The organism is Streptomyces nidicola, from assembly GCF_050106155.1.
Lineage (GTDB): Bacteria > Actinomycetota > Actinomycetes > Streptomycetales > Streptomycetaceae > Streptomyces.
In genome coordinates this window covers 3,334,564-3,359,264 of sequence record NZ_JBNBPI010000001.1, presented here as the reverse complement: position 1 = coordinate 3,359,264, position 24,701 = coordinate 3,334,564, and the positions used below count along the sequence as shown (strand labels likewise).

24 protein-coding genes are annotated in these 24,701 nt (G+C 70.3%); 19 read left to right on the top strand and 5 right to left on the bottom strand.

Features of this window, described 5'->3' with window-relative positions; genetic code table 11:
* Positions 1-36 precede the first annotated feature (36 nt).
* The 9 genes from ACOKM3_RS15205 to ACOKM3_RS15165 all read left to right on the top strand — a co-directional run bounded on the left by ACOKM3_RS15205 (position 37) and on the right by ACOKM3_RS15165 (position 10,701).
* Positions 37-825 (top strand): enhanced serine sensitivity protein SseB C-terminal domain-containing protein, encoded by a 789-nt coding sequence (locus tag ACOKM3_RS15205; protein WP_426900777.1) that lies wholly within the window; start codon positions 37-39, stop codon positions 823-825.
* Positions 826-1,118: 293 nt separating this feature from the next.
* A complete protein-coding gene (locus ACOKM3_RS15200) occupies positions 1,119-2,123 on the top strand; it encodes an ABC transporter permease (RefSeq protein WP_426900775.1) in 1,005 nt (334 codons plus the stop codon).
* Between the two features lie 115 nt (positions 2,124-2,238).
* The gene (locus ACOKM3_RS15195) at positions 2,239-4,011 is read left to right on the top strand and encodes an ABC transporter substrate-binding protein (protein ID WP_426900773.1); all 1,773 of its coding nucleotides are present in this window, start codon (positions 2,239-2,241) and stop codon (positions 4,009-4,011) included.
* Positions 4,012-4,159: 148 nt separating this feature from the next.
* Positions 4,160-5,161, top strand: a complete 1,002-nt coding sequence (locus ACOKM3_RS15190; RefSeq protein WP_426906796.1) for an ABC transporter permease — start codon at positions 4,160-4,162, stop codon at positions 5,159-5,161.
* Positions 5,158-6,264 (top strand): ABC transporter ATP-binding protein, encoded by a 1,107-nt coding sequence (locus ACOKM3_RS15185; protein WP_426900771.1) that lies wholly within the window; start codon positions 5,158-5,160, stop codon positions 6,262-6,264. Before ACOKM3_RS15190 ends, ACOKM3_RS15185 begins: the two co-directional genes overlap by 4 nt.
* Before the next feature lie 50 nt (positions 6,265-6,314).
* Entirely contained in the window at positions 6,315-7,484 is a 1,170-nt protein-coding gene (locus ACOKM3_RS15180) for an ABC transporter ATP-binding protein (protein ID WP_426900769.1), read from the top strand.
* A 177-nt stretch (positions 7,485-7,661) separates the two neighbouring features.
* The gene (locus ACOKM3_RS15175; protein ID WP_426900767.1) at positions 7,662-9,059 is read left to right on the top strand and encodes a M1 family metallopeptidase; all 1,398 of its coding nucleotides are present in this window, start codon (positions 7,662-7,664) and stop codon (positions 9,057-9,059) included.
* 33 nt (positions 9,060-9,092) lie between these two features.
* Positions 9,093-9,764 (top strand): trimeric intracellular cation channel family protein, encoded by a 672-nt coding sequence (locus ACOKM3_RS15170; RefSeq protein ID WP_426900765.1) that lies wholly within the window; start codon positions 9,093-9,095, stop codon positions 9,762-9,764.
* Between the two features lie 61 nt (positions 9,765-9,825).
* Entirely contained in the window at positions 9,826-10,701 is an 876-nt protein-coding gene (locus tag ACOKM3_RS15165) for a thioesterase family protein (protein WP_426900763.1), read from the top strand.
* A 12-nt stretch (positions 10,702-10,713) separates the two neighbouring features.
* On the opposite strand, the gene ACOKM3_RS15160 is transcribed toward ACOKM3_RS15165, so the two are convergent.
* Both ACOKM3_RS15160 and ACOKM3_RS15155 read right to left on the bottom strand, forming a co-directional pair.
* Positions 10,714-11,568, bottom strand: coding sequence for an alpha/beta fold hydrolase (locus ACOKM3_RS15160; protein ID WP_426900762.1), 855 nt, complete (start codon positions 11,566-11,568; stop codon positions 10,714-10,716).
* 18 nt (positions 11,569-11,586) lie between these two features.
* On the bottom strand, positions 11,587-12,210 hold the full coding sequence (locus ACOKM3_RS15155; protein WP_426900760.1) for a TetR family transcriptional regulator: 624 nt from the start codon (positions 12,208-12,210) through the stop codon (positions 11,587-11,589).
* A 101-nt stretch (positions 12,211-12,311) separates the two neighbouring features.
* Between ACOKM3_RS15155 and ACOKM3_RS15150 the strand changes: the two genes are divergently transcribed.
* Genes ACOKM3_RS15150 through ACOKM3_RS15140 form a run of 3 tightly spaced genes read left to right on the top strand, consistent with a single transcriptional unit; the run spans position 12,312 to position 14,076 of the window.
* Complete coding sequence (locus ACOKM3_RS15150; RefSeq protein ID WP_266714344.1) at positions 12,312-12,473, top strand: hypothetical protein; 162 nt, start codon at positions 12,312-12,314, stop codon at positions 12,471-12,473.
* Between the two features lie 49 nt (positions 12,474-12,522).
* Positions 12,523-12,864: a hypothetical protein gene (locus ACOKM3_RS15145; protein WP_426900758.1), complete on the top strand. Its 342-nt coding sequence runs from the start codon at positions 12,523-12,525 to the stop codon at positions 12,862-12,864.
* Positions 12,865-12,906: 42 nt separating this feature from the next.
* Positions 12,907-14,076, top strand: coding sequence for a cysteine desulfurase family protein (locus ACOKM3_RS15140; RefSeq protein ID WP_426900756.1), 1,170 nt, complete (start codon positions 12,907-12,909; stop codon positions 14,074-14,076).
* Positions 14,077-14,087: 11 nt separating this feature from the next.
* Here the strand turns inward: ACOKM3_RS15140 and ACOKM3_RS15135 are convergent, their stop codons facing one another.
* The gene (locus ACOKM3_RS15135) at positions 14,088-14,783 is read right to left on the bottom strand and encodes an N-acetylmuramoyl-L-alanine amidase (protein WP_426900754.1); all 696 of its coding nucleotides are present in this window, start codon (positions 14,781-14,783) and stop codon (positions 14,088-14,090) included.
* Between the two features lie 84 nt (positions 14,784-14,867).
* On the opposite strand from ACOKM3_RS15135, the gene mnmA reads away from it, so the two are divergent.
* Positions 14,868-16,019: a tRNA 2-thiouridine(34) synthase MnmA gene (mnmA, locus tag ACOKM3_RS15130; RefSeq protein WP_426900752.1), complete on the top strand. Its 1,152-nt coding sequence runs from the start codon at positions 14,868-14,870 to the stop codon at positions 16,017-16,019.
* Between the two features lie 8 nt (positions 16,020-16,027).
* Here the strand turns inward: mnmA and ACOKM3_RS15125 are convergent, their stop codons facing one another.
* Together ACOKM3_RS15125 and ACOKM3_RS15120 are read right to left on the bottom strand one after the other, a co-directional pair.
* Positions 16,028-16,459 carry a hypothetical protein gene (locus tag ACOKM3_RS15125; protein ID WP_426900750.1) on the bottom strand — a complete coding sequence of 144 codons (432 nt, stop codon included), beginning with the start codon at positions 16,457-16,459 and terminating at the stop codon, positions 16,028-16,030.
* A gap of 59 nt (positions 16,460-16,518) precedes the next feature.
* Complete coding sequence (locus ACOKM3_RS15120) at positions 16,519-16,848, bottom strand: DUF427 domain-containing protein (RefSeq protein WP_426900748.1); 330 nt, start codon at positions 16,846-16,848, stop codon at positions 16,519-16,521.
* A gap of 83 nt (positions 16,849-16,931) precedes the next feature.
* Between ACOKM3_RS15120 and ACOKM3_RS15115 the strand changes: the two genes are divergently transcribed.
* From ACOKM3_RS15115 to ACOKM3_RS15090, 6 genes are all read left to right on the top strand, one after another.
* The gene (locus ACOKM3_RS15115) at positions 16,932-17,177 is read left to right on the top strand and encodes a nuclear transport factor 2 family protein (RefSeq protein ID WP_426900746.1); all 246 of its coding nucleotides are present in this window, start codon (positions 16,932-16,934) and stop codon (positions 17,175-17,177) included.
* A 43-nt stretch (positions 17,178-17,220) separates the two neighbouring features.
* The gene (locus ACOKM3_RS15110) at positions 17,221-17,766 is read left to right on the top strand and encodes an LOG family protein (protein WP_426900745.1); all 546 of its coding nucleotides are present in this window, start codon (positions 17,221-17,223) and stop codon (positions 17,764-17,766) included.
* Positions 17,767-17,773: 7 nt separating this feature from the next.
* Positions 17,774-18,472: an SDR family oxidoreductase gene (locus ACOKM3_RS15105; protein ID WP_426900743.1), complete on the top strand. Its 699-nt coding sequence runs from the start codon at positions 17,774-17,776 to the stop codon at positions 18,470-18,472.
* A 43-nt stretch (positions 18,473-18,515) separates the two neighbouring features.
* Positions 18,516-19,535, top strand: a complete 1,020-nt coding sequence (locus ACOKM3_RS15100; RefSeq protein WP_426900741.1) for a methionine synthase — start codon at positions 18,516-18,518, stop codon at positions 19,533-19,535.
* 32 nt (positions 19,536-19,567) lie between these two features.
* Complete coding sequence (gene ligA / locus ACOKM3_RS15095; RefSeq protein ID WP_426900739.1) at positions 19,568-21,769, top strand: NAD-dependent DNA ligase LigA; 2,202 nt, start codon at positions 19,568-19,570, stop codon at positions 21,767-21,769.
* Positions 21,770-21,997: 228 nt separating this feature from the next.
* On the top strand, positions 21,998-24,631 hold the full coding sequence (locus ACOKM3_RS15090; protein ID WP_426900737.1) for a putative bifunctional diguanylate cyclase/phosphodiesterase: 2,634 nt from the start codon (positions 21,998-22,000) through the stop codon (positions 24,629-24,631).
* Positions 24,632-24,701: the final 70 nt, after the last annotated feature.

The window sequence follows — 24,701 nt, the reverse complement described above, 5'->3', positions numbered from 1 at the left end:
ACGGACGTATTTGAAGAGCCGAAGGGGCGGTTACGGGTGAGTGCGTCGGGCACGGCCGCGGCCGGACAGGTCGAGCACATGCTGCGCCAGGTGACGCCGGGACGCTACGACGCGTACGAGGCGCTCCTCAAGGCCCTCGCCGACCCCGCGGCCGGGCAGGTCTGGATGCTGCTCTGGCACGGCCAGGCCGGATCACCGGACGCCCAGTACGGGAACATGGAGGTGGACGGCTTCTCGTACGCCCCCTGCGTCACCTCCGCCCAGGAGCTCTCCGCCTCCGGCTGGTCGCGGGCGTACGAGGTGGTGAGCGGGGTCGACGCGGCGCGCACGCTGTACCCGGACCACTACGGGCTCTGGCTGAACCCGCACGCGCCGGGTGGCGGCGTCGGCATCCCGTGGCTCGACCTGCGCCGTATCGCGGGCGGCCTCGACCGGCAGCCGGCGGGTCCGCTGCGGCTCTCCGAGCCGACGATCGAAATCCCCCAGTTCTACGCGGTCCTGACGCAGAACGCGCATCGGACGACGGCGATCCGCTCGCTGCGCCGCGCCTGGGTCCAGCCCACGCTGGGTGCGCCCTATCTCGCCATCGGCCTGGACGTCTACGACACGTCCCCGGCGTCCGTGGACGCGGTGCGGGCGATGATGCAGCAGTCCATCCCGGCGGTCCCGGAGGGCCTTCCGGTGTCCACCGTCGCCATGTCGGACGAGTACGACCCGGTGGCGATGTGGCTGCGGCAGGCACGTCCGTTCTACGACCGTGAGGCGCATGCGGCTCCCGCCGGGGGTGGGTACGGATATCCGCCGCCGTACGGCGCGACCTACTGAAAGATGTCCTCAAACGCCGGACGGGCTGGAATCATCCAGCCCGTCCGGCGTTTGTCCGCTTCACCCCAACTGCCCCGTGTCCGCCTCCCGTTCACGGCAGTCCGGATAACGGAACACCCCAGCCAGCATCACGTTTAGGCATCCTTTCGCCGTCAAGTCTGGCAACAGATCGCGCCCAGGTTGAAGACTCCCGCAGCAAGGGGGCTTCGCCTCTGTGTACGACGGACTGAACCACGCCGCCACAGCGGCAAGTGCGGGCCGGTCACCGCCGGTTGAGAGGGGTCCCTGCCACGATGACGGCACCATTGCACGACACGAGCGCGGAAGCGGAACCGAGCGCACCGGTCGAGCCTGCCAAGGACGACGGAGGTCGCAAGGTCGAGGGCCGGTCGCTCAAGCAGATCGCCTGGAACCGGCTCAAGCGCGACAAGGTCGCCCTCGGCGGTGGCATCGTTGTCGTGCTCCTCGTCCTGGTCGCGGTCTTCGCACCGCTCATCGTCAGCCTGCTCGGCCACCCGCCGAACGAGTTCCACCAGGACAAGCTCGACCCGCTGACGAACCTGCCGCAGGGCACGCTCGGCGGCATCAGCAGCGACTTCCTGCTCGGCATCGAGCCGAACAAGGGCCGCGACGTCTTCAGCCGCATCGTCTACGGCGCCCGGATCTCGCTGCTCGTGGCATTCCTCGCGGCGATCGTCGCGACGGTGCTCGGCACGCTGTTCGGCATCATGGCCGGCTACTTCGGCGGCTGGGTCGACACGGTGATCAGCCGTGTGATGGACGTGCTGCTCTCGTTCCCGCAGCTGCTCTTCATCATCTCCCTGGTCTCGGTGCTCCCGGACGACCTGCTCGGCCTGACCGGCAGCGGGGTGCGCATCGCCGTCCTCGTCATGGTCATCGGCTTCTTCGGCTGGCCGTACATCGGACGCATCGTCCGAGGGCAGACGCTCTCCCTGCGGGAGCGCGAATACGTGGAAGCGGCACGGTCGTTGGGCGGTGGCAAGCGGCACATCCTGTTCCGCGAACTGCTGCCGAACCTGGTCGCGCCGATCGTCGTCTACATGACGCTGATGATCCCGACCAACATCCTCACGGAGGCGGCGCTCAGCTTCCTCGGTGCGGGCGTCAGGCCGCCCACGGCCTCCTGGGGCGGCATGCTCCGCGACGCCCTGGAGACGTACGAACACGACCCGATGTTCATGATCGTCCCGGGTGTCACGATCTTCATCACCGTTCTCGCGTTCAACCTCTTCGGCGACGGGCTGCGCGACGCCCTCGATCCCAAGGGCACCCGGTAGCGCCGTACAAGTCCAACTGGCTTTCACAGAACTGCCCCTGCAGCACGTCAGGCGGCTTGACTCCATGGTTCTCCGGCACTTGGTCCGGGACCGCGATCTCGGAGGTTACGAGAAAATGCCAACAGGTTCCTCGAAACGACGGCTTGCCGCCGGCGCCGCCCTCGTGGTCGCGGCGCTGGTGACGACCACGGCGTGCGGCGGTGGCAGCGACGACGACTCCAAGGACTCGTCCAAGGGTGCCGGTTACGACGCCGCGTACAAGAAGATCGCCAACCCTTCGAAGAAGAAGGGAGGCACGCTGCGCATGGTCGGCAAGCAGGACCTGGACTCCGCCGACCCGCAGCGCGCCTACTACGGCATGTCGTGGGACTTCATGCGGTTCTACACGCGCCAACTGGTCACCTACGCGCCCAAGCCGGGCGCCGCGTCCACCGAGCTCGTCGGCGACCTGGCCAAGGCCCCCGGCAAGATCTCCGACGACGGCAAGACGTACACGTACAGCCTGCGTGACGGCATCACCTGGCAGGACGGCTCGCCGATCACGTCCAAGGACATCAAGTACGGCATCGAGCGCATCTGGGCGACGGACACCATCACCGGTGGCCCGCAGTACCTGAAGCAGAACCTGGACCCCAAGGGCGAGTACAAGGGCCCGTACAAGGACAAGTCCAAGGACAAGCTCGGCCTGAAGTCGATCGAGACGCCGGACGACAAGACCATCGTCTTCAAGCTGCCGAAGCCCAACGGTGACTTCGAGCAGTTCCTCGCCATGCCGTCCGGCTCGCCGGTCAAGCAGGACAAGGACACGAAGGCCAAGTACACCCAGTCGCCGTTCTCCTCGGGCCCGTACAAGTTCCAGTCGTACAAGGCCAACAAGAAGATCGTGCTGGTGCGCAACGACAAGTGGAAGCGGTCCTCGGACCCGGTCCGCGCCGCGCTCCCGGACAAGGTCGACGTGACGATCTCCGCCAACCTGGAGGAGAACGACAAGCGCCTGATGGAAGGCGACTACGACGTCGACATGAACGGCACGGGCATGACCCAGTCGGGTCGCGTCACCGCCGTCCAGGACCACAAGGACAACGTCGACAACATGCGGACCCAGTTCGTCCGCTACGTCGCCCTGGTGCACAAGGCCAAGCCGTTCGACAACGTGCACTGCCGCAAGGCCGTGTTCTACGGCACGGACTTCGCGGGCCTGCAGCAGGTGCGCGGCGGCAAGCTGGCCGGTGGTGACATCGCCAACTCGACGCTGCCGAAGTCCATCAAGGGCCACACGGACTACGACCCGTACGGCATCCTCGCCCGCAAGGGCAAGCCGGACACGGCCAAGGCCAAGTCCGAGCTGAAGGAGTGCGGCAAGCCGAACGGCTTCTCCACGAAGATCACCGCCCGTACCAACAACCCGGGCGAGGTCGACACCGCCGAGGCGCTGCAGGAGCAGCTCGCCAAGGTCGGCATCAAGGTCGAGGTCGACTCCTTCGACGGCGCCGAGTCCGCCTCGGTCACCGGCTCCCCGAAGGTCGTCAAGTCCCGCGGCTACGGCATGATCATGAGCGGTTGGGGCCCGGACTTCCCGTCCGGACAGGGCTTCGGCCAGCCGCTGTGGGACAGCCGCTTCCTCTCGCAGACCGGTAACTACAACGAGTCCGAGATCGAGGACCCGAAGATCGACGGCGCCTTCGACAAGGCGATCGCCGAGACCGACCCCGACAAGGCCGGGAAGATCTACGAGGGCCTCGACAAGCGGATCCTCGACCAGGCCGACTGGATGCCGTTCATCTACGAGAACAACATCACCTGGCGTGGTTCGCGTCTGACGAACGCCATGATGGCCGACGCGTACAGCGGCCGCTACGACTACGCCTCCCTGGGCGTCGTCAAGTAACACCCGCGCCGGGAACCGGAGTCGATCCGGTTCCCGGCCCTTTCCGCTCCGCCGCCGAAAACCCGCCAGTCCGAAGGGCAGGTGATGGCCCCGGGCGACGGTCGTGGGCCCCCACAAGGAGCCGACGGCCGCCGCCGGGCCGCGCACAGTGCTTGCTTATCTCATCCGGCGCCTGTTCGCCGTTGTCATCATGGTGCTCGTCGTGCTGCTCGCGACCTTCACCATCTTCTTCATGCTGCCCAAATGGGCGGGTCAGGACATCGCCGTCCTCTTCGCCGGCAAGTCGTCCGGAGCCGAGCAGCTCGCCGGGATCCGGATCAAACTGGGGCTCAACGACCCTCTGCTCGTCCAGTTCTGGGAGTTCGTCAAGGGCATCCCGATGGGGCGCGACTACGCCAACGGCAGTGACGTGACCCACTGCGCGGCGCCCTGCTTCGGGTACTCCTTCCGCACGGAGGAACCCGTCTGGACCACCATCAAGGACGCGCTCCCCGTCACCGCCGCGCTCGCGGCCGGCGCCTGCGTGCTGTGGCTGATCGGCGGCGTCGCCACCGGCGTCGTCTCCGCCCTCAAGCGCGGCACCTTCTGGGACCGCGCCGCCATGACCACCGCCCTCGCCGGCGTCTCCCTGCCGGTCTTCTTCACCGGCATGGTCGCGATGGGGATCTTCGTGCACAGCCTCGGCTGGGTGCACATCGCCGACTCGCTCTCCACCGAGGACTCGATCGGCACCTGGATCGAGACGCTGATCCTGCCGTGGATCGTGCTCGCCTTCCTCAACGCCGCGATGTACGCCCGGCTCACCCGCGCCACCATGCTGGAGATCCTCGGCGAGGACTACATCCGCACCGCGCGCTCCAAGGGTCTCGGTGAGTCCTCCGTCATCACCCGGCACGCGCTGCGCTCCGCGATGACGCCGATCCTCACCGTCTTCGGCCTCGACCTCGGCGTGCTGCTCGGCGGCGCCGTGCTCACCGAGTCCACGTTCAACCTGCCGGGCCTCGGCCTCGCGGCGGTCCAGGCCATCAGCAACAAGGACCTGCCCGTGATCCTCGGCGTGACGCTCATCGCGGCCCTCGCGATCGCCGTCGCCAACCTCGTCGTGGACCTTCTGTACGCCGTCATCGACCCGCGAGTGAGGCTGGGATGACCGAACTGCACAAGACCGGAGCGGCGGTCGGTGAGCCCACCGACAACACCGCCGCCTCCGGCGCCCCCAGCTCCTTCCTCGAGGTCCGGGACCTCAAGGTGCACTTCCCGACCGACGACGGCCTGGTCAAGTCCGTCGACGGGCTCTCCTTCAAGCTGGAGAAGGGCCGCACCCTCGGCATCGTCGGCGAGTCGGGCTCCGGCAAGTCCGTCACCTCGCTCGGCATCCTGGGCCTGCACACCACCGGCCAGTACGGCCGGCGCAAGGCGCAGATCAGCGGCGAGATCTGGCTGGATGGCACCGAGCTGCTCACCGCCGACCAGGACACCGTGCGCAAGCTGCGCGGCCGCGACATGGCGATGATCTTCCAGGACCCGCTGTCGGCCCTGCATCCGTACTACTCGATCGGCCGGCAGATCGTGGAGGCCTACCGGGTCCACCACGACGTCGACAAGAAGACCGCGCGCAAGCGGGCCATCGAGATGCTCGACCGGGTCGGGATCCCGCAGCCGGACAAGCGGGTCGACTCCTACCCGCACGAGTTCTCGGGCGGCATGCGCCAGCGCGCGATGATCGCGATGGCGCTCGTCAACAACCCCGAACTCCTGATCGCCGACGAGCCGACCACCGCGCTCGACGTGACGGTGCAGGCGCAGATCCTCGACCTGATCCGCGACCTCCAGAAGGAGTTCGGCTCCGCCGTCATCATGATCACGCACGACCTCGGGGTCGTCGCGGAGATGGCCGACGAACTCCTTGTGATGTACGGCGGTCGCTGCGTCGAGCGCGGCACCGCGGACCAGGTCTTCTCCACGCCTCAACACCCGTACACCTGGGGTCTGTTGGGGTCGATGCCGCGCATCGACCGGGAGCAGACCGAGCGGCTCACCCCGGTCAAGGGCGCCCCGCCCAGCCTCATCAACCTGCCGAGCGGCTGCGCCTTCAACCCGCGCTGCCCCTACGCGGACGTGCCCAAGGACAACATCACGCGCACCGAGCGCCCCGAACTGCGCGAGATCGGCTCCGGCCACTACTCGGCCTGCCACATGTCGGCCGACGAACGCGAGCGGATCTGGACCGAAGAGATTGCGCCGAAGCTGTGACGGACGCCGCCGAAGGATCCAAAGGACCTGAGACCGAGACTGAGACCGAGATGACGCCCTCCACGATTCCCCAGCAGGCGACGACCTCTCCGGACGCCGCGGCCGGCGAGCCGCTGCTCAGGGTCGACGGCCTGGTCAAGCACTTCCCCATCCGCAAGGGCCTGCTCAAGCGGCAGGTCGCCGCCGTGCAGGCGGTCGACGGGCTCTCCTTCGACGTCCGCGCGGGGGAGACCCTCGGCGTCGTCGGCGAGTCCGGCTGCGGAAAGTCGACCATGGGCCGGCTGATCACCCGGCTGCTCGAACCCACGGGCGGGCGCGTCGAGTTCGAGGGCAAGGACATCACGCACCTGGGCACCGGCGGCATGCGTCCGCTGCGCCGCGACGTCCAGATGATCTTCCAGGACCCGTACTCGTCCCTGAACCCGCGCCACAACATCGGCACGATCGTCGGCGCCCCGTTCAAGCTCCAGGGCGTCAAGCCCGAGGGGGGAGTGCGCAAGACGGTCCAGGAGCTCCTGGAGAAGGTCGGCCTCAACCCCGAGCACTACAACCGCTACCCGCACGAGTTCTCCGGCGGTCAGCGGCAACGCATCGGCATCGCGCGGGCGTTGGCGCTGCGGCCGAAGCTCGTGGTGGCGGACGAGCCGGTCTCCGCGCTCGACGTGTCGATCCAGGCGCAGGTGGTCAACCTCCTGGACGACCTCCAGGACGAGCTGGGCCTCACGTACGTGATCATCGCGCACGACCTCTCGGTCATCCGGCACGTCTCGGACCGGATCGCGGTCATGTACCTCGGCAAGATCGTCGAGTTGGCGGACCGCGACGACCTGTACTCGACGCCGATGCACCCGTACACCAAGGCGCTGCTCTCGGCCGTCCCGGTACCGGACCCCAAGCGCCGCGGCGCCAAGAGCGAACGCATCCTGCTGCGCGGCGACGTCCCCTCGCCGATCGACCCGCCCACCGGGTGCCGCTTCCACACGCGGTGCTGGAAGGCGACGGAGCTCTGCAAGACGACGGAGCCGCCGCTGATCCCGTTGGCCACGGGCCACCAGGTCGCGTGCCACCACCCGGAGAACGCCCCGGACCAGGCCCCGGACGACACGAACCTCCTCACGGTGGCGAAGGAGGCGATCGACGTGATCACGGTTCCGGAGTCGGTCGAGTCGAAGAAGCCTGAGCCTCCGGCGGACGACATTTCGAGCCCCGCCGGCGATTGAGGCGCGGGGTCCGGGGCGGAGCCCCGTGACGTGCGTCCGGCGCGGCGCGAGCGTGCAATGGGCGCCAACCCCGCCCGAGTGGCGTGTACATGGCCCAAAAGGGTCATGTACACGCACACCGCCGAGCGGCAGAGTTCCGCTGTCCGTTACACCGGAACCCGCTCGAAGGGACGCCCCATGGCACTCTCCCGTTCGGCACGACTGGCCGCGCTCACCGTCGCCGCCGCCTCCTTCTGCCTGATAGCCGCCGCACCCGCCCCCACCCCCGGCTCCGACGGCATCGGCGACCCGTACTTCCCGCAGCTCGGCAACGGCGGCTTCGACGCCGAGCACTACGCCCTCGACGTCGCGTACAACCCCGACACCGACCGCCTCGACGGCCGCACGACCCTCACCGCGCGCGCCACCCAGAACCTCTCCGCCTTCGACCTCGACCTGCAGAAGCTGACCGTCACCAAGGTCGAAGTGAACGGCAGACGCGCGGACTTCACCCGCAGCGGCGACGAGATACAGGTCAAGCCCCGCACCTCGCTCGGCAAGGGCAAAACCTTCACCACGACCGTCACGTACGGCGGAGTCCCCGAACCCCTCAGCGGCCCCATCGTCTTCGGCTCCGACTACGGCTGGATGAAGACCGCGGACGGCGTCTTCGTCGCGTGCGAGCCGAACGCCGCCTCCACCTGGTTCCCGTCCAGCGACCACCCGTCCGACAAGGCCACGTACGACATCCGTATCAAGGCCCCGAAGGGTCTGACCGGCGTCTCGAACGGCCGGCTCGTCGACTCGTACGACACCGACAAGGGCAAGCAGACCGTCCACCACTGGCGCGAGTCGAAGCCCATGGCGACGTATCTCGCGACCGCCACCATCGGCAAGTTCGACGTGAAGAGCGGCAAGACGCCCGCCGGAACGCCCATCTACGTAGCCATCGACCCGGTCCTCGCGAACAGCAACAACGTCGACGTGTACGCGGTGACCGCCGAGGCCACCGACTACTGGGCGCAGGTCTTCGGCCCGTACCCCTTCGAGGAGACGGGCGCGATCGTCGACGACATGCCGCAGGCCGGCTTCTCCCTGGAGACCCAGTCCAAGCCGATCTACTCGGCCGTCCGCTCCGAGTCGACGATCGTGCACGAGCTGGCCCACCAGTGGTTCGGCGACTCCGTCTCGGTCGAGCAGTGGAAGAACATCTGGCTCAACGAGGGCTTCGCCACGTACGCCCAGTGGCTGTGGACCGAGCACAAGGGCGGCGCCTCCGCCCACGACTCCTTCCTCGCGGGCTACAACTCGCGGCCCGCCACCTCCTCGTTCTGGCAGGTGAAGGTCGGCGACCCGCAGCGCGACACGATGTTCGCCTCGGCCGTCTACCAGCGCGGCGCGATGACGCTCCAGGTGCTGCGCGAGCGCATCGGCGACAAGGCGTTCTTCAAGCTGCTGCCGCAGTGGACCAAGCTGCACCGCTACGGCAACGCCCAGACGTCCGACTTCATCGCCCTCGCCGAACGGGTCTCGGGTCAACAGCTCGACGACCTCTTCGACACCTGGCTGTTCACGACGGGCAAGCCCAGCCTGTAGGGCCCCTGCGGGCGCGACGGGTAAGAATGTCGCGTGCTCCAGGAACTGTTCACCCCCTCCGTCCAGCATTGGCTCGACCTCATCGGGATCTTCGTCTTCGCGATCTCCGGTGCCCTGATGGCCGTCCGCAAGAACTGGGACGTCTTCGGGATCGCCGCGCTCGCCGAGGTCACCGCGCTGGGCGGAGGGGTCTTCCGGGACCTGGTCATCGGCGCCGTGCCACCGGCCGCGTTCGTCGACCTCGGCTATTTCGTCACGCCGCTGGTCGCCGCCGCGCTCGTCTTCTTCCTGCACCCGGAGGTCGAGCGCACCCAGACGGCGGTGAACGTCTTCGACGCGGCGGGCCTCGGCCTGTTCTGCGTCACGGGCACGACGAAGGCGTACGACTACGGGCTCGGGCTCACCGCGTCCGCCGCGCTCGGCCTCGCCACGGCGGTCGGCGGCGGTGTGCTGCGCGACATCATCGCCAACGAGGTGCCGTCCCTCGTGCGCTGGGACCGCGATCTCTACGCGGTGCCCGCGATGGTCGGCGCCGGGATCGTCGTCCTGTGCATCCACCTCGACGCCCTGAACGGCTTCACCAGCGCCCTCGCGGTCCTCACCGCGTTCGTTCTGCGACTGCTCGCGATGCGCTTCCACTGGCGGGCCCCGCGCGCCTGGAACCGCAGGTCGGCGGGGGTGGATGTGATGGAGGAGACGCCGTAGCCGGGGACTGGGGCGCGGGGAAAGCTACCGCTCAGTAATTACCTGTTGTACGTTTCCGGGTATGGCAGACGCAGTATCCACGCAGAGTCGCCCGGCCGTCATCGGCGACAGCGAGTTCGACCGCGACACCGCCGTCACCCGGCGCGCGGACGAACCCGGTGTCTACGACATCGACCTCTCCGCGGGCTGGACGATCATCAACGCCCTCAACGGCGGCTACCTCCTCGCCGTGCTCGGCCGCGCCCTCGCGGACGCCTTGCCGCACGACGACCCGTTCACGATCTCCGCGCACTATCTGACCGCGTCGGCGCCGGGTCCGGCCGTGATCAGGACCGATGTGGCCCGCGCCGGCCGCACCCTCTCCACGGGGCAGGCCTCCCTCTTCCAGTTCGCGGAGGACGGCAGCGAGGTCGAGCGGATCCGGGTCATCGCCAGTTACGGCGACCTGGACGCGCTCCCCGACGATGTGCGTACGAGCGCAGAGGCGCCCGTCATGCCGTCTGCCGAGCAGTGCTTCGGCGCGGGCGACGCCCCCGAGGGCGCGCCGCCCGTGCCCGGCAGCTCCGCGATCTCCGACCGGCTGCACCTGAAGCTCGACCCGGCCACGCTGGGCTGGGCACTCGGCGCGCCGTCCGGCAAGGGCGAGATGCGCGCCTGGTTCGGCCTCGCCGACGGCCGCGACATGGACCCGCTGTCGCTGCTGCTCGCGGTGGACGCGCTGCCGCCCACCGCCTTCGAGATGGGCCTCAAGGGCTGGGTGCCGACGGTCGAGCTGACCGTCCACGTGCGCTGCCGCCCGGCCCCGGGACCCGTCCGCGTGTCGATCACGACGCGGAACCTGGCCGGCGGCTTCCTGGAGGAGGACGCCGAGATCTGGGACGCGAAGGACCGCCTGGTGGCCCAGTCGCGCCAGCTGGCGCGCGTGCGGCTGAGCTGAGGTTCGAGGGCTTTACGAACGCAGGAACTCGCCCAGTACGGCGGCGAGTTCCGCGGGCGCGTCCTCCTGGACGAGGTGCCCGGCGCCCTCGATGATCCGCAGCTCGGCGCCGGGGATCAGCTTGGCCAGCTCGTGCGCCCGCGCGACCGGGATCCAGGTGTCCTCGGCGCCCCAGCAGACGAGTACGGGCAGGTCCAACTCCCCGTAGCGGTCCTGGATGTCGTCGGTGGCGGCCCACAGCGGGTTCTGCTCGATCTGCCGGTAGAAGGATTCCTTCCCGGCCTCGGTCAGCCAGGGCGCGACCACACGCGCGTGCGTCTCGGGGTGCAGTCCGTGGTGGCTGCCGGAGGCGATGTAGCGGTGCACGAGCGCCTCGTGGAGGTCGGGCGGCAACTGCCGGAACACGTCGGAGTGTTCACCGAGCAGCCGGTACGTGGGGGAGCCCCACGGCCGGACGGCCACCGGGTCGACCAGGGCGAGGCGCGCGTACGCCGCGCCGTGCACCAGGTGTGCGCGCAGCGCGATGCAGCCGCCGAAGTCGTGGCCCACGACGGTCGGCAGCTGTTCCGCCCGGCCGTCGGCGAGGCCCCAGTGGTCGAGCAGCTCGGTCAGGACGCGGGCCTGGGTGTCGAGCGAGAGGTCCTGGTCCGGGCCCGCCTCGGAGACGCCGTAGCCGGGCAGGTCCCATACGTGGACGCGGTGTTGGCGTGCGAGTGCGCGGGCCGGGGCGCGCCAGACGTACGAGGAGAACGGCGTGCCGTGGACGAGGACGACGGGCGGCGCGTCGGCCGGGCCGAGAACGGTCCAGCGGACTTCGCCGGACGAACTGGAGAAGCTTCGGTCGAGGTTCCAGTCGGCTGCTGTCATGACCGTAACGCTAGTTGGTCATGACACGTCGAGCCAGTGCTTTCGGCCGATGCTCACCAGGCGCAGCTGCCGCTCGGCCTGTCGCGCCACCCGCCCGAAGTCCTCGGCGTCCGTGCTGAGCAGCAGCGATGCCGTCACCAGCATGTGATCGACGTACAGATTCGCGAGCATCATCAGATCCTCCTGGCTCCAGCCCGCCGCTTCGGGGTCGTGGCGGAGCGCCTCGCACACCTCGTCGGCGAACTGCGTGAGCTGGGCGCCGATCGCCTCCCGCACCCGCTGCACGCCGCCGTGCCGCTCGCGCGCGATGAACCGGACGTGTGCGGGGTACGCGTGCACATGACGGGCGATCAGCTCGATGGTGCGCGTGATGCGTTCGTCGCTGTCCCACGTCGCCGTCAGCGCGTCGCGTATCACCGCGTGCAGGCTGCCGAGCGCCTCCTCGACCAGGGCGACTCCGAGCTCGGCCGTGCTGTCGAAGTGCCGGTAGAACGCGGTCGGGGTCACGCCCACGGCGCGCGTCACCTCGCGCAGGCCGAGGCTGCTGAGGCTCTGGTCCTCCAGCAGCTCCAACGCCGCGTCCAGGAGCGCCTGTCGGGTCTTCTGCTTCCGCGCCTGACGGACGCCGCACGTGTGACTCATGTCATCCAGTTAACAACTGTTCTCTGTAATGGGGAAGTCGAGTCGCGAGCTAGACTCGGTAGTCAGTGAACAGTTGTAACCCAACTTTTCGAGAGGCTTCCATGCTGTTCCTCGTAGCGGCCCTTCTGCTGCTGGGCTTCGCGCTCGGCACCGTGGCCCACGCCCCGCTGCCCGTCACGCTCGTCGCGGCCGCCGTCATCGGTGTCTGGCTGGCCGTCTTCGCGGTCCGCGAGCGCCACGCGCGCCGCAGGCACCAGCACTGAACCGTCAGCAGTTCACGCTCAGCAGTTCACGCTCTCAGGGGGTATCACCGTGCAACTCACCGCAGAACCGCGCACCACAGAACCTCGCACCACGGAGCCGCGCACCGAGGAGCCGCACGCCGCGGAGCCGCAGACGCAGGCCCGCTCCGCCGGGCGGCGGGACGCCGACGGCATGGCCGTCGCCTCGTTCGTCCTCGGCCTGGTCGGGCTGCTCGTCATGAACGTCTTCCTCGGCCCCGTCTCGATCGTCCTCGCGTCCGTCGCCCTGTGGCGCGGCACCGAGCGGCGCGGCCGCGCCTTTCTCGGGCTCGGTCTCGGCGTCGCCGACCTCGTCGTGCTCGGCGCCCTGATCGCCGCCGACGGCACGATGTCCTGGAGCATTACGGGCTGACCGTCGGGTGCGCGCACGTGGGCTCGTAGAATCGAGCCCACCATGGCTTACCTCGACCACGCCGCGACCACTCCGATGCTCCCGGAGGCGGTCGAGGTGATGACCGCCCAGCTCGCCGTCACCGGCAACGCCTCGTCCCTGCACGCCGCGGGGCGCCGCGCCCGCCGCACCGTCGAGGAGTCCCGCGAGACCCTCGCCGAGTCGCTCGGTGCCCGGCCCAGCGAGGTCGTGTTCACCTCGGGTGGCACCGAGGCCGACAACCTCGCCGTCAAGGGCCTGTACTGGGCGCGCCGCGCCGCGGACCCGGCCCGCACCCGGGTCCTCGCCAGCCCCGTCGAGCACCACGCCGTGCTCGACGCCGTGCACTGGCTCGCCGAGCACGAGGGCGCGACCGTGGAGTACCTGCCGGTCGACGCGTACGGGCGGGTGCACGCCGAAGCGCTCCGCGAGGCGATCGAGCGGAACCCCGACGACCTCGCGCTCGCCACGGTCATGTGGGCCAACAACGAGATCGGCACGATCCAGCCGGTGCGTGAACTGGCCGACGTGGCAGGGGAGTTCGACATCCCGCTGCATGCCGACGCGGTGCAGGCCTACGGGCAGATCCCGGTCGACTTCGCCGCCTCCGGGCTCGCCGCGATGACCGTGTCCGGCCACAAGGTCGGCGGTCCCTACGGCATCGGCGCCCTCCTTCTCGGTCGTGAGTACACCCCCGTCCCCGTACTGCACGGCGGCGGGCAGGAGCGGCACGTCCGCTCCGGCACGCTCGACGTCCCCGCGATCGCGGCCTTCGCCACGGCCGGCCGGATCGCGACCGAGCAGCGCGAGTGGTTCGCCCGCGAGATCGGCACGCTCAGGGACGCCCTGGTCGACGCCGTCCGGTCGGCCGCCCCCGAGGCGATCCTCGGCGGCGACCCGGCCCCCGGCGGCCGGCTGCCCGCCAACGCCCACTTCACCTTCCCCGGCTGCGAGGGGGACTCGCTCCTCCTTCTCCTGGACGCGCAGGGCATCGAGTGCTCCACGGGCTCGGCCTGCACCGCGGGCGTGGCCCAGCCCAGCCACGTCCTGCTCGCGACCGGCACGGACCCGGACCTGGCCCGCGGCACGCTCCGCTTCTCCCTCGGCCACACCACCACGAAGGCCGATGTGGAAGCGGTGGCGAAGGCGATCGGTCCTGTGGTGGAGCGGGCGCGGTCGGCGGGGCTCTCGTAGCCCCGAGGCCGTCAGGCCTTCGCGGCGCCGGCCCGCTCGTACGCCGCCTTCACCAGGCGTATGTACCGGTCCCAGTCCCAGTTCGGCCCCGGGTCGGTGTGGTCGGTGCCCGGCACCTCGACGTGCCCGATGATGTGCTCCCGGTCGACCGGTATGTCGTAGCGCCGACAGATCCGGGCGGTGAGCCGCGCGGACGACTCGTACATCGCGTCGGTGAAATCGGACGGCCGGTCCACGAAGCCCTCGTGCTCGATGCCGACACTGCGCTCGTTGTAGTCCCGGTTCCCCGCGTGGAACGCGACGTCCAGCTCTCGGATCATCTGCGCGATGTGCCCGTCCTGCCGGACCACATAGTGCGCGGCCGCCCCGTGCCACGGGTCCTTGAAGACCTTCAGGGTGCCCTGGTAACTGCCCTGGGTGACATGGATGATCACCCGGTCGATCGTGTAGTCGTCCGGCCGGTCCGCCCGCCGCCAGTTCGCCGACGCGGCGGCCACCCACTCCGCGCCCTTGAAGTCCACCGCGCCGGCCTCGCGCGGCTTGTCGACCCCCGGCATCTGCCACCACATGCGGGCGAGATCACCGCGCGCGAGCAGCCCGACGCCCACGGCCGAAGCGGCCCCGCCGATGATCAGGGTCCGCCGGCTGATCCCGCCGTCCCGGTCCCCGCCGCGGCCCTTCCCCGAGCCGGCACCCTGCTTCCCCATATGACGCCCCCGTCAGTCCCGTACGAGATCCACAACGCATATCCGAGCGATTCGGTTCCCACGGGCCCGTACCCTGTTAGTGCTATGACTTCCCAGACTCCGCAGCGCTCCGCGGGCCCCGAGAAGGCGGCCCGACCCCTCCGTGTCCTCGCCGCCATGTCCGGCGGCGTGGATTCCGCCGTCGCCGCGGCCCGCGCCGCCGAAGCGGGCCACGACGTGACCGGCGTGCATCTCGCGCTCTCGGCGAACCCGCAATCGTTCCGCACCGGCGCCCGCGGCTGCTGCACCATCGAGGACTCCCGCGACGCGCGCCGCGCGGCCGACGTCATCGGCATCCCGTTCTACGTCTGGGACCTCGCCGACCGCTTCCGCGAGGACGTGGTGGAGGACTTCATCGCGGAGTACGAGGCCGGCCGCACGCCGAACCCGTGCCTGCGCTGCAACGAGAAGATCAAGTTCGCCGCGCTCCTCGACAAGGCGCTCGCCCTCGGCTTCGACGCGGTCTGCACGGGGCACTACGCGCAGGTCATCGTCAACGGGAACGGCGACCGCGAGCTGCACCGCGCCGCCGACATGGCCAAGGACCAGAGCTACGTCCTCGGCGTCCTGGACGACCGGCAGCTCGCCCACGCGATGTTCCCGCTGGGTGACACGGAGACGACCAAGGAAGAGATCCGCGCGGAGGCCGAGCGCCGCGACCTGGCGGTCGCCAAGAAGCCCGACTCCCACGACATCTGCTTCATCGCCGACGGCGACACCCAGGGCTTCCTCGCGAACCGGCTCGGCAAGGCGGAGGGCGACATCGTCGACGAGTCGGGCGCCAAGCTCGGCACCCACGAGGGCGCCTTCGGCTACACGATCGGCCAGCGCAAGGGCCTGCGCATCGGCCGACCCGCCCCCGACGGCAAGCCGCGCTACGTCCTGGACATCTCCCCGGTGGACAACACGGTGACGGTGGGCCCGGCGGAGGCCCTCGACGTGACGGCCCTCACCGCCATCAAGCCCCGCTGGTGCGGCGCGGCGCCCTCCGGGCCCGGCACGTACACCGCCCAACTGCGCGCGCACGGCGGCGAGACCGAGGTGTCGGCGGAGCTGGTGGACGACGAACTCCAGGTCCGCTTCACCGAGGCCGTCCGCGGCGTCGCCCCCGGCCAGGCGATCGTGCTGTACGACGGCACGCGCGTGGTGGGCTCGGCGACGATCGCCACTACGGAGCGGGTCGCCGCGGTCGCCTAGGACAGGTCCTAGGCCCGCCCCTGCAGGTAGTACTGCAGTACGGCACCCAGCTGACCGCACCACTCGGACGCCTGCGCCTTCTTCCGGGCCTGCACCGCGCACGTGTAGACGGCGCCGTCCACCATCGCCGCCGTCACGAACACCCCGGACGGCATCGGCTGGAAGTGCGCCGTCCGCACGTGCGTCCACGGCAGGTCGATGGCGTGCGGCCCCTGCTCGAAGTGCAGCCCGTCCGCGTCCACGACCATGCCGTTGTGCTTGTCGGCGGCCACGAACTCGGGACCGGCGGCCGCCGCCGGGGGGCCGGGCGCGAACTGCGGCGGATGAGCGGGCGGCGGCGGAGCCGCCGGTGGGTGCGGCGGGGGCGCCGGAGCGAACGGCGGCGGGGGACCGCCGAACCCACCCGTCGGAACGTCCTGCTGCCCGTCTCCGTGAGCCATGTCCGCCTCACCCTCCGTCCTGCTCTGCCGTACCTCCTCATTCGACCACGCGCGCGTGGTTACGCGGCGTCGACCTGCGTCTCGTAGAAGCACAGATGGTCCTTGATGGCGGCCACCTCGGCCTTCGGCTCCGGATACGCCCACACCAGGTCCTGCGCACCGGGCACCGACCAGTAGGAGGCGTCGCCCTTGAAGGGGCAGTGCGTAGTCGTGTTCGAGGGCGTAAGCAGCTCGGTCCGTACGTCCTCCGGCGGCAGGTAGTACCGCACCGGACAACCGGTCTCCTTGAGCACCAGCGGCCGCGAACTCTCGGCAAGCACCTGCCCTCCATGAACGACCCGCACCCGCTCGGAACCCTGCTCGACCGTGATCGTGTGTCCTTGAGTCATACGTGTGCCAGCGCTCACAGCGCACGGGTTCTTCCCGTCGCGGCCGCGCTCTTGGAAGGATCAAGGTCTACGAGAGGATCGCCATGGCACTCGACTCCACCGACCGGCTCGCCATCACCGAACTGCTCTCTCTGCACGGCCACTTGATCGACTCCGGCGAACTGGATCGATTGGACGAGCTCTTCACCCCAGACGTCGTCTACGACGTCACGGACTTCGGGCAGCCGCCTCTCCACGGCCCGGCCGCCATCAAGGACGCCGCGCTCGCCCTCGGCGCGGGCAACCCGGTCGCCCACGTCGCGCGTCGGGTGCCGCTCGGCGGCCGGTGACGGGGCGGCCCGGCTGTCAGTGGCGGGTCGTACGGTAGATGGCATGAACATCTGTGTCTTTCTCTCCGCCGCCGATCTCGACGAGCGCTACACCCGGCCCGCCCGTGAATTCGCCGAGCTGCTCGGCAAGGGTGGGCACACGCTCGTGTGGGGCGGTTCGGAGAGTGGGCTCATGAAGGTCGTCGCCGACGGGGTGGCGGAGGCCGGTGGGCGGCTCACCGGGGTGTCCGTGGACTTCCTCGCGGCCAAGGCGCGCGTCGTCGCCGAGCCCGACCAGATGGTGATCGCCAAGGACCTCGCGGAGCGCAAGGCGCTGCTCCTGGAGAAGTCCGACGCCGTCGTGATCATGGTGGGTGGCACGGGGACGCTCGACGAGGCGACCGAGATCCTCGAGCTGAAGAAGCACGGGAAGACCGACAAGCCGATCGTGCTGCTCAACTCCGCGGGCTTCTATGACGGTCTGAAGGAGCAGTTCCGGCGCATGGAGGACGAGGGTTTTCTGCCGATTCCCCTCACTGACCTCGTGTTCTTCGCCGAGGAGCCGGTCGGGGCGATGGCCTACCTTGAGGAGTCGCGCGGCATCGAGTAGTGCGAGCATGGCGGGCATGGCTACACATGTGATCACCGGCGCCGGTTCCGGAATCGGCGCCGCCGTCGCCCGCCGCCTCCACGAGCGCGGCGACGAAATCTATCTCCACGCGCGCGACGCGGGCCGCGCCAAGGAGCTCGCCGCCGAGTTCCCCGGCGCGAAGACGCTCGTCGGTGACCTCGCCGACCCGGACAAGCTGTCCTGGGCCTTCTCGCACCAGACGCTGCCCGACCGGATCGACTCGCTGCTGCACATCGCCGGCGTCGTCGACCTGGGCAAGGTCGGCGAGCTCACCCCGAAGTCGTGGCGCCACCAGCTCAACGTCAACCTCATCGCCCCGGCCGAGCTGACCCGCCACTTCCTGCCCCAACTCCGCCTCGCCCAGGGGCACGTGCTCTTCGTGAACTCCGGCGCCGGACTCAACGCCAACGCCGACTGGTCCGCGTACGCCGCCTCCAAGCACGGCCTCAAGGCGCTCGCCGACTCGCTGCGCCAGGAGGAGCACGGCAACGGGGTGCGGGTCACCTCCGTGTACCCGGGCCGCACCGCCAGCCCCATGCAGGCCAAGGTGCACCACCAGGAGGGCAAGGAGTACGACGAGTCCCGCTGGATCGACCCCGAGTCCATGGCCACGACGATCGTGATGGCCCTCGACCTGCCGCGCGACGCCGAGGTCAACGACCTGACGGTCCGCCCCGGCCGCTGACGGCGCCGCCCGCCCGGCGGCCGGCGTTACGTACCCTTCCTGGGTGACTGACAAGAGCGACTTCAGGTGGGGGCCGGCCACGGGCGTCGGCTCGATGCCCGGTGGCGATGCCCGCGAGGCCGCCAAGACCGTGACCGGCAGCTTCGAGGGGCCCGAGCAGGGGATGCCGTTCCTCGCCGAGCTGCCCGCGCGCGGCCCCGGCGCCGACATGATCGGCCGTACGGCCGGAATGCTGGTCGACCTGTACGCGCGCGTGGAGCCCAGCGGCTGGCGGATCGGCGACCGGCCCGGCCGGGACACCAAGCGCGCCAGGTCCTGGCTCGGCGAGGACCTCGACGCGCTCGAGGAGTTCACGCAGGGCTACGAGGGCCCGCTCAAGGTGCAGGCCGTCGGGCCGTGGACGCTCGCCGCCGCCCTGGAGCTGCGGAACGGGGAGGCCGCCCTCTCCGACCTCGGCGCGTGCCGCGACCTCGCCGCGTCCCTGGCCGAGGGGCTGCGCGAGCACCTCGCCGACGTACGCCGCCGGGTGCCGGGCGCCCAGTTGGTGCTCCAGCTCGACGAGCCCTCCCTCATCGCCGTGCTGCGCGGGCAGATCAAGACCGCCAGCGAGTACCGCACGCACCGCGCCGTCGACCGGCAGATCGTCGAGGGCGCGCTGCGCGACGTCTTCTCCGTGCTCGAGGACGGGCCGCGCCTCGTCCACTCCTGCGCCCCCGACGTGCCGTTCGCCCTCCTGCGCCGGGCCGGCGCGGACGCGGTCTCCTTCGACTTCTCGCTGCTCACCGAGCGTGACGACGACGTGATCGGGGAGTCCGTCGAGGCCGGCCTGCGACTCGTCGCGGGTGTCGTGCCGGGCGTGGACGGCCCATTGTCAGACCCTGCCGGTAGCGTCATGGGTGTCAGGACGCTGTGGCGCAGGCTGGGGCTGAATCCGGGTTCCCTCGCGGACTCGGTGGTGCTCACGCCGTCGTGCGGACTCGCGGGTGCCTCGCCCGCGTACGCCCGCGCGGCACTCGCCCACTGTGTCCGGGCGGCGAGATCACTCGCGGACAACCCTGAGTGACCGTGGACGAAGGCGAACGGGAGGACGAGACGGTGGCTGACGAACTGCAGAGCGAGGGCACGGTGCCCGCCAAGGAGCGGGACGAGCACGCCCAGCTGGCGGAGCAGATCGAGGAGCACCGCTTCCGGTACTACGTGAACGACGCTCCGGTCGTCTCCGACGCCGAGTTCGACAAGCTCCTGCGCTCCCTGGAGGCGCTGGAGGAGAAGTACCCCGAGCTGCGCACGCCGGACTCGCCGACCCAGAAGGTCGCGGGCCAGTACGAGACGGAGTTCACGTCCGTCGAGCACCGCGAGCGCATGCTCTCGCTCGACAACGCTTTTGACGACGCCGAGTTGGCGGCCTGGGCCGACCGTGTCGCCAAGGACGTGGGCGCGCCGGGCTACCACTTCCTGTGCGAGCTGAAGATCGACGGCCTCGCGGTGAACCTGACGTACGAGGACGGGCGGCTGACCCGCGCGGCCACGCGCGGGGACGGCCGGGTCGGCGAGGACATCACGTCCAACGTCCGCACGATCTCGGACATCCCGAACCGCCTGAAGGGCGACAACATCCCGCCGCTCGTCGAGATCCGCGGCGAGGTCTTCTTCCCCATGGACAAGTTCGAGGAGCTGAACGCCCGGCTCGTCGAGGCCGGCGACAAGCCCTTCGCCAACCCCCGTAACGCGGCGGCGGGTTCGCTGCGTCAGAAGGATCCGCGCGTCACCGCGACCCGCCCGCTGCACATGGTGGTGCACGGCATCGGTGCCCGCGAGGGCTTCGACATCGACCGCCTCTCGGAGGCGTACGACCTGCTGCGCGAGTGGGGCCTGCCGACCACCAAGTACAGCAAGGTGGTCGAAGACCTCGAAGGCGTACGGAAGTTCATCGCGTACTACGGAGAGAACCGCCACTCCGTGGACCACGAGATCGACGGCGCGGTCATCAAGCTCGACGAGATCCGTCTCCAGGGCCGCCTCGGCTCCACCGCGCGCGCCCCGCGCTGGGCCATCGCCTGGAAGTTCCCGCCCGAAGAGGTCAACACCAAGCTGCTCAACATCCGCGTGGGCGTGGGCCGCACGGGCCGTGTGACGCCGTACGCGCAGGTGGAGCCGGTCACCGTGGCGGGCTCCGAGGTCGAGTTCGCGACGCTGCACAACCAGGAGATCGTCAAGAAGAAGGGCGTCTTCATCGGGGACACGGTCGTCATCCGCAAGGCCGGTGACGTCATCCCCGAGATCCTCGGCCCCGTCGCCGACCTGCGGGACGGCAGCGAGACCGAGTTCGTGATGCCCGCCGAGTGCCCCGAGTGCGGCACCCCGCTGCGGGCCATGAAGGAGGGCGACATCGACCTCCGGTGCCCCAACGCCCGCACGTGCCCGGCCCAGTTGCGCGAGCGCCTCTTCTACCTGGGCGGCCGCCAGAGCCTGGACATCGAGAACTTCGGGTATGTCGCCGCCGCCGCGCTCACCGGCCCGCTCGAGCCGGCGCAGCCGCCGCTCACGGACGAGGGCGACCTTTTCAGCCTCACGATGGACCAGCTCCTGCCCATCAAGGCGTACGTCCTCGACCAGGACAGCGGACTGCCCAAGCGTGATCCGAAGACGGGCGAGGAGAAGATCGCGGACATCTTCGCCACCAAGGCGGGAGAGCCGCGCAAGAACGCCGTCTCGATGCTGGAGCACATCGAGGCGGCCAAGAGCCGCCCGCTGGCCCGGGTCATCAACGGCCTTTCGATCCGTCACGTCGGCCCGGTCGCCGCCGAGGCGCTCGCACGCGAGTTCCGCTCCATCGACCGCATCGACCAGGCCACCGAGGAGGAGCTCGCCGCGACGGACGGCGTGGGTGGGATCATCGCCGCGTCCGTGAAGCAGTGGTTCGCCGAGGACTGGCATCGGGAGATCCTGCGGAAATGGCGTGAGGCCGGTGTGAGGATGGAGGAGGAAGGGGCCGGTGAGGACGAGGGCCCGCGCCCCCTCGAAGGCCTCACGGTCGTGGTCACCGGAACGCTGCAGAACTTCACGCGGGATGGCGCAAAAGAGGCCCTGCAGACCAGGGGCGCCAAGGTCACGGGTTCCGTTTCCAAGAAGACGTCCTTCGTGGTCGTGGGGGACAACCCCGGCTCCAAGTACGACAAGGCCATGCAGGTCAAGGTTCCGGTTCTGGACGAGGACGGGTTCGCCGTCCTGCTGGAACAGGGGCCGGAGGCCGCCCGCGAGGCGGCGCTTCCCGCCGAGCAGGAGACCGCCGAGTAGCGGCCGAGGGTCACCCGATCGGCGCATACCAGACGCAGACGGAACGCCGGGGTCATTCGGGCAACCGTGCCCGGGCGCGTCCGTCTGGTGCCCGTGGAAGCCTTCTGCGGCCTACTGTTGAGGTGTGCGGCTGCCGAGTCCTGCTGCGGATGGGGCGAATCCTCGCTCGCTGGAGGCGAGGAGAGCGGGCAGCGGACGCAGGCACCGCCGGCAGTGAGAGGGACGGGAATGGAACCGACCGAGAGCGCCGCCCCGGACTCACGCCTGCGCCCGCGTCGACGCGCGCGGCGCGCTACGGCACCGCGCCCCGACTGCGGCGACGGGGTCGACGGCAGCGAAAGCGGTCACGGGGAGAACGAGCGCGGTGGTGTGGTGAACTGGCGCAAATGGTGGCGTGCGGCCGGATTCGGCGCCGACCGGACGGGCGGGGCTCCGGCCCCTGACACATCAGGGCCCGAAGTGGCGGGCCACGAAGGGCTGCTGAGGCGCGGGGCGAAGGATCACCCTGCGGGCAGCGGCAGTTCGGTCGACACGCACACCGCGGCGGGCCCGGAGCGGTCCGCCCCGGCCCGGCCCCGAGGCATCGACGAGCCCCTGCGCGGCCTGCCGGCCCGCCCCCCGAAGTCCGAAGGCGCGCCCGGCGTGCGCATATCCGACGACCGGGCGCGTGACGGACGGGTCGTGTCCGGACGCGCCCTGGGCCCCGGCAGGGCCCAGGGTCCGCTTCCCGGGACCGCCCCCGCGGGCGGCCGGGTCGGGATGGCGACACCCGCGCGCAATCAGTACGCGGGGCAGGGGGAGACATCGCGGGCCGCGCTCGTCCCGCTGCTGCCCGGCGTGGTGGTGGCGCTCGCCGCCGTCGTGCTCGGCGGCGGTTTCTACTGGTCGCTCCGGCAGGGGCACGCGCTCTTCCCGTCCGGCACGGTCGGCTGGTGCCTCGCGATCCTGACCGGGATCATCGTCGGCCACCTCGTCGCGCTCGGCCGCGACCGCTGGTGGGGCGGCACCGGATCCGGTGCGGCACTCACGCTCGCCGTGCTGCTCCTGTACGGCTGGGTGCCCGCGGGCATGGTCAGCCTCACCGTCGTCGTCCTCGTCGGCATCGCCCGCAGGCACTGCTGGCGCCAGGGCCTGTTGCACGGGGCCATCGACATCCTCGGCATCGGCGCGGGCGCCCTCGTCCTCGCCGCGTTCGGCCGCATGCCGTCCGTCGAGACGCCGTGGAAGCCGGAGGGCTGGAGCCTTTCGACCGTGCCCGAGGTGGCCCTCGCGGCCCTCGCGTATCTGCTGATCACCCGCACCCTGCTCTGGTACGTGCATGCGCCACCGAACTCGGGGCTGCCGAGCGTCCCCCGCACCTCGCTCGTGCGGCAGGGCCTTGTCGCCGTCGCGTTGCTCGGGATCGCGCCGCTGATCTGCGTCGTCGCGATCGCTCTGCCGGTGCTTCTTCCGTTGTTCGCGATCCCGTTGATCGCGCTCGACTCCACGCTGTGGATCGCGCGGGCCCGCGCCGAGGAGCAACTGCGCGACCCGCTCACCGGCCTGCCGAACCGGCAGTGGCTGCTGGAGCGCACCTGGTCCGCGCTCGACGACGCCGAGCGGATCGGGGTGCGCAGCGCGCTGATGCTGATCGACCTCGACCGGTTCCGTTCGGTGAACGACACGCTGGGCCACCTCGCCGGTGACCGGCTCCTGCTCCAGATCGCGGATCGGCTGAGAGCGGCGCTGCCGCGCGGTGCGGAGGTCGCGCGGTTGGGCGGCGACGAGTTCGCGGTGCTGCTGCCCGTCGCCGACTCCACGACGTCCGCGACGCGGGTGGCCCGCAACCTGGTCGCGACCCTCGGTTCGCCCCTCGACCTGGACGGTCTGACCCTCGTACTGGAGGCGAGCGCGGGACTCGCCGTCTTCCCCGACCACGCGCTGGACGCGGAGGGGCTGCTACGCAGGGCCGACGTCGCGATGTACCAGGCCAAGCGGGACCGCACCGGCGTGGAGGTCTACGAGTCGAAGCGGGACTCCAACACGCCCGACCGGCTCGGCCTGTTGGGCGATCTGCGGCGCGCGCTCGACGCGGGCGAGGTGGAGCTGCACTACCAGCCGAAGGTCCGGTTCGACGGGCACGTGGCGGGCCTGGAGGCGCTCGTACGGTGGGTGCACCCGGAGCGCGGAAAGGTCCCGCCGGACGAGTTCATCGCCATCGCCGAGTCCTCCGGGCTCATGCCGCATCTGACCGAGTACGTCCTGGAGACGGCGCTCGGGCAGGTCGCGCGCTGGCGTGCGCAGGGGCTGCACGTGCCGGTCGCGGTGAACGTGTCGCCGCGCGACGTGCACACGCCGGGCTTCGCGGGAGCGGTCGCCGCGCGGCTCGCCCGGCACGGGGTCCCTGCCGGGTCGTTGCAGCTGGAGATAACGGAGCACGTGCTGCTGGAGGACCCGCAGCGGGCCGCGGACACCCTGGCGGGGCTCACGGGGCACGGCGTGAAGATGTCCCTCGACGACTTCGGCACCGGTTACTCGTCGCTGGTGCACCTGCGGCGGCTCCCGGTGAGCGAGCTGAAGATCGACCGGTCGTTCGTGGCCCGGCTCGCCGTGGACAACGAGGACGCGGAGATCGTGCGCTGCACGGTCGACCTGGCGCATTCGCTCGGCCTGCTGGTCGTGGCGGAGGGCGTCGAGGACGACGAGACGTGGGAGCGGCTGCGGGACCTGGGCTGCGATGCGGTGCAGGGGTGGCTGGTCGCCGCCGCGATGCCGCCCGACGAGACGACGGCGTGGCTCCGCGCGCGGGGCGACCGCGGCTGGCAACGGTTGCCTGCGGCGCTTCCGGCGGCCCCCGCTGACGAGCGAGGCCCCCTCACCTGACGGTGCGCCTCGGGTGGGCGGGCCTTGCGCCCCCGGCGGTGCGGGTCACCCGTGGCTGAGGTCGCGCAGT

Excerpts from the sequence above, each read along its gene's own strand:
- ACOKM3_RS15200 (WP_426900775.1), top strand. The coding sequence starts at position 1,119 with ATGACGGCACCATTGCACGACACGAGCGCGGAAGCGGAACCGAGCGCA.
- ACOKM3_RS15195 (WP_426900773.1), top strand. The coding sequence starts at position 2,239 with ATGCCAACAGGTTCCTCGAAACGACGGCTTGCCGCCGGCGCCGCCCTC.
- ACOKM3_RS15185 (WP_426900771.1), top strand. The coding sequence starts at position 5,158 with ATGACCGAACTGCACAAGACCGGAGCGGCGGTCGGTGAGCCCACCGAC.
- ACOKM3_RS15180 (WP_426900769.1), top strand. The coding sequence starts at position 6,315 with ATGACGCCCTCCACGATTCCCCAGCAGGCGACGACCTCTCCGGACGCC.
- ACOKM3_RS15175 (WP_426900767.1), top strand. The coding sequence starts at position 7,662 with ATGGCACTCTCCCGTTCGGCACGACTGGCCGCGCTCACCGTCGCCGCC.
- ACOKM3_RS15165 (WP_426900763.1), top strand. The coding sequence starts at position 9,826 with ATGGCAGACGCAGTATCCACGCAGAGTCGCCCGGCCGTCATCGGCGAC.
- ACOKM3_RS15160 (WP_426900762.1), bottom strand. The coding sequence starts at position 11,568 with ATGACAGCAGCCGACTGGAACCTCGACCGAAGCTTCTCCAGTTCGTCC.
- ACOKM3_RS15155 (WP_426900760.1), bottom strand. The coding sequence starts at position 12,210 with ATGAGTCACACGTGCGGCGTCCGTCAGGCGCGGAAGCAGAAGACCCGA.
- ACOKM3_RS15150 (WP_266714344.1), top strand. The coding sequence starts at position 12,312 with ATGCTGTTCCTCGTAGCGGCCCTTCTGCTGCTGGGCTTCGCGCTCGGC.
- ACOKM3_RS15140 (WP_426900756.1), top strand. The coding sequence starts at position 12,907 with ATGGCTTACCTCGACCACGCCGCGACCACTCCGATGCTCCCGGAGGCG.
- ACOKM3_RS15135 (WP_426900754.1), bottom strand. The coding sequence starts at position 14,783 with ATGGGGAAGCAGGGTGCCGGCTCGGGGAAGGGCCGCGGCGGGGACCGG.
- mnmA (WP_426900752.1), top strand. The coding sequence starts at position 14,868 with ATGACTTCCCAGACTCCGCAGCGCTCCGCGGGCCCCGAGAAGGCGGCC.
- ACOKM3_RS15125 (WP_426900750.1), bottom strand. The coding sequence starts at position 16,459 with ATGGCTCACGGAGACGGGCAGCAGGACGTTCCGACGGGTGGGTTCGGC.
- ACOKM3_RS15120 (WP_426900748.1), bottom strand. The coding sequence starts at position 16,848 with ATGACTCAAGGACACACGATCACGGTCGAGCAGGGTTCCGAGCGGGTG.
- ACOKM3_RS15115 (WP_426900746.1), top strand. The coding sequence starts at position 16,932 with ATGGCACTCGACTCCACCGACCGGCTCGCCATCACCGAACTGCTCTCT.
- ACOKM3_RS15110 (WP_426900745.1), top strand. The coding sequence starts at position 17,221 with ATGAACATCTGTGTCTTTCTCTCCGCCGCCGATCTCGACGAGCGCTAC.
- ACOKM3_RS15105 (WP_426900743.1), top strand. The coding sequence starts at position 17,774 with ATGGCGGGCATGGCTACACATGTGATCACCGGCGCCGGTTCCGGAATC.
- ACOKM3_RS15090 (WP_426900737.1), top strand. The coding sequence starts at position 21,998 with ATGGAACCGACCGAGAGCGCCGCCCCGGACTCACGCCTGCGCCCGCGT.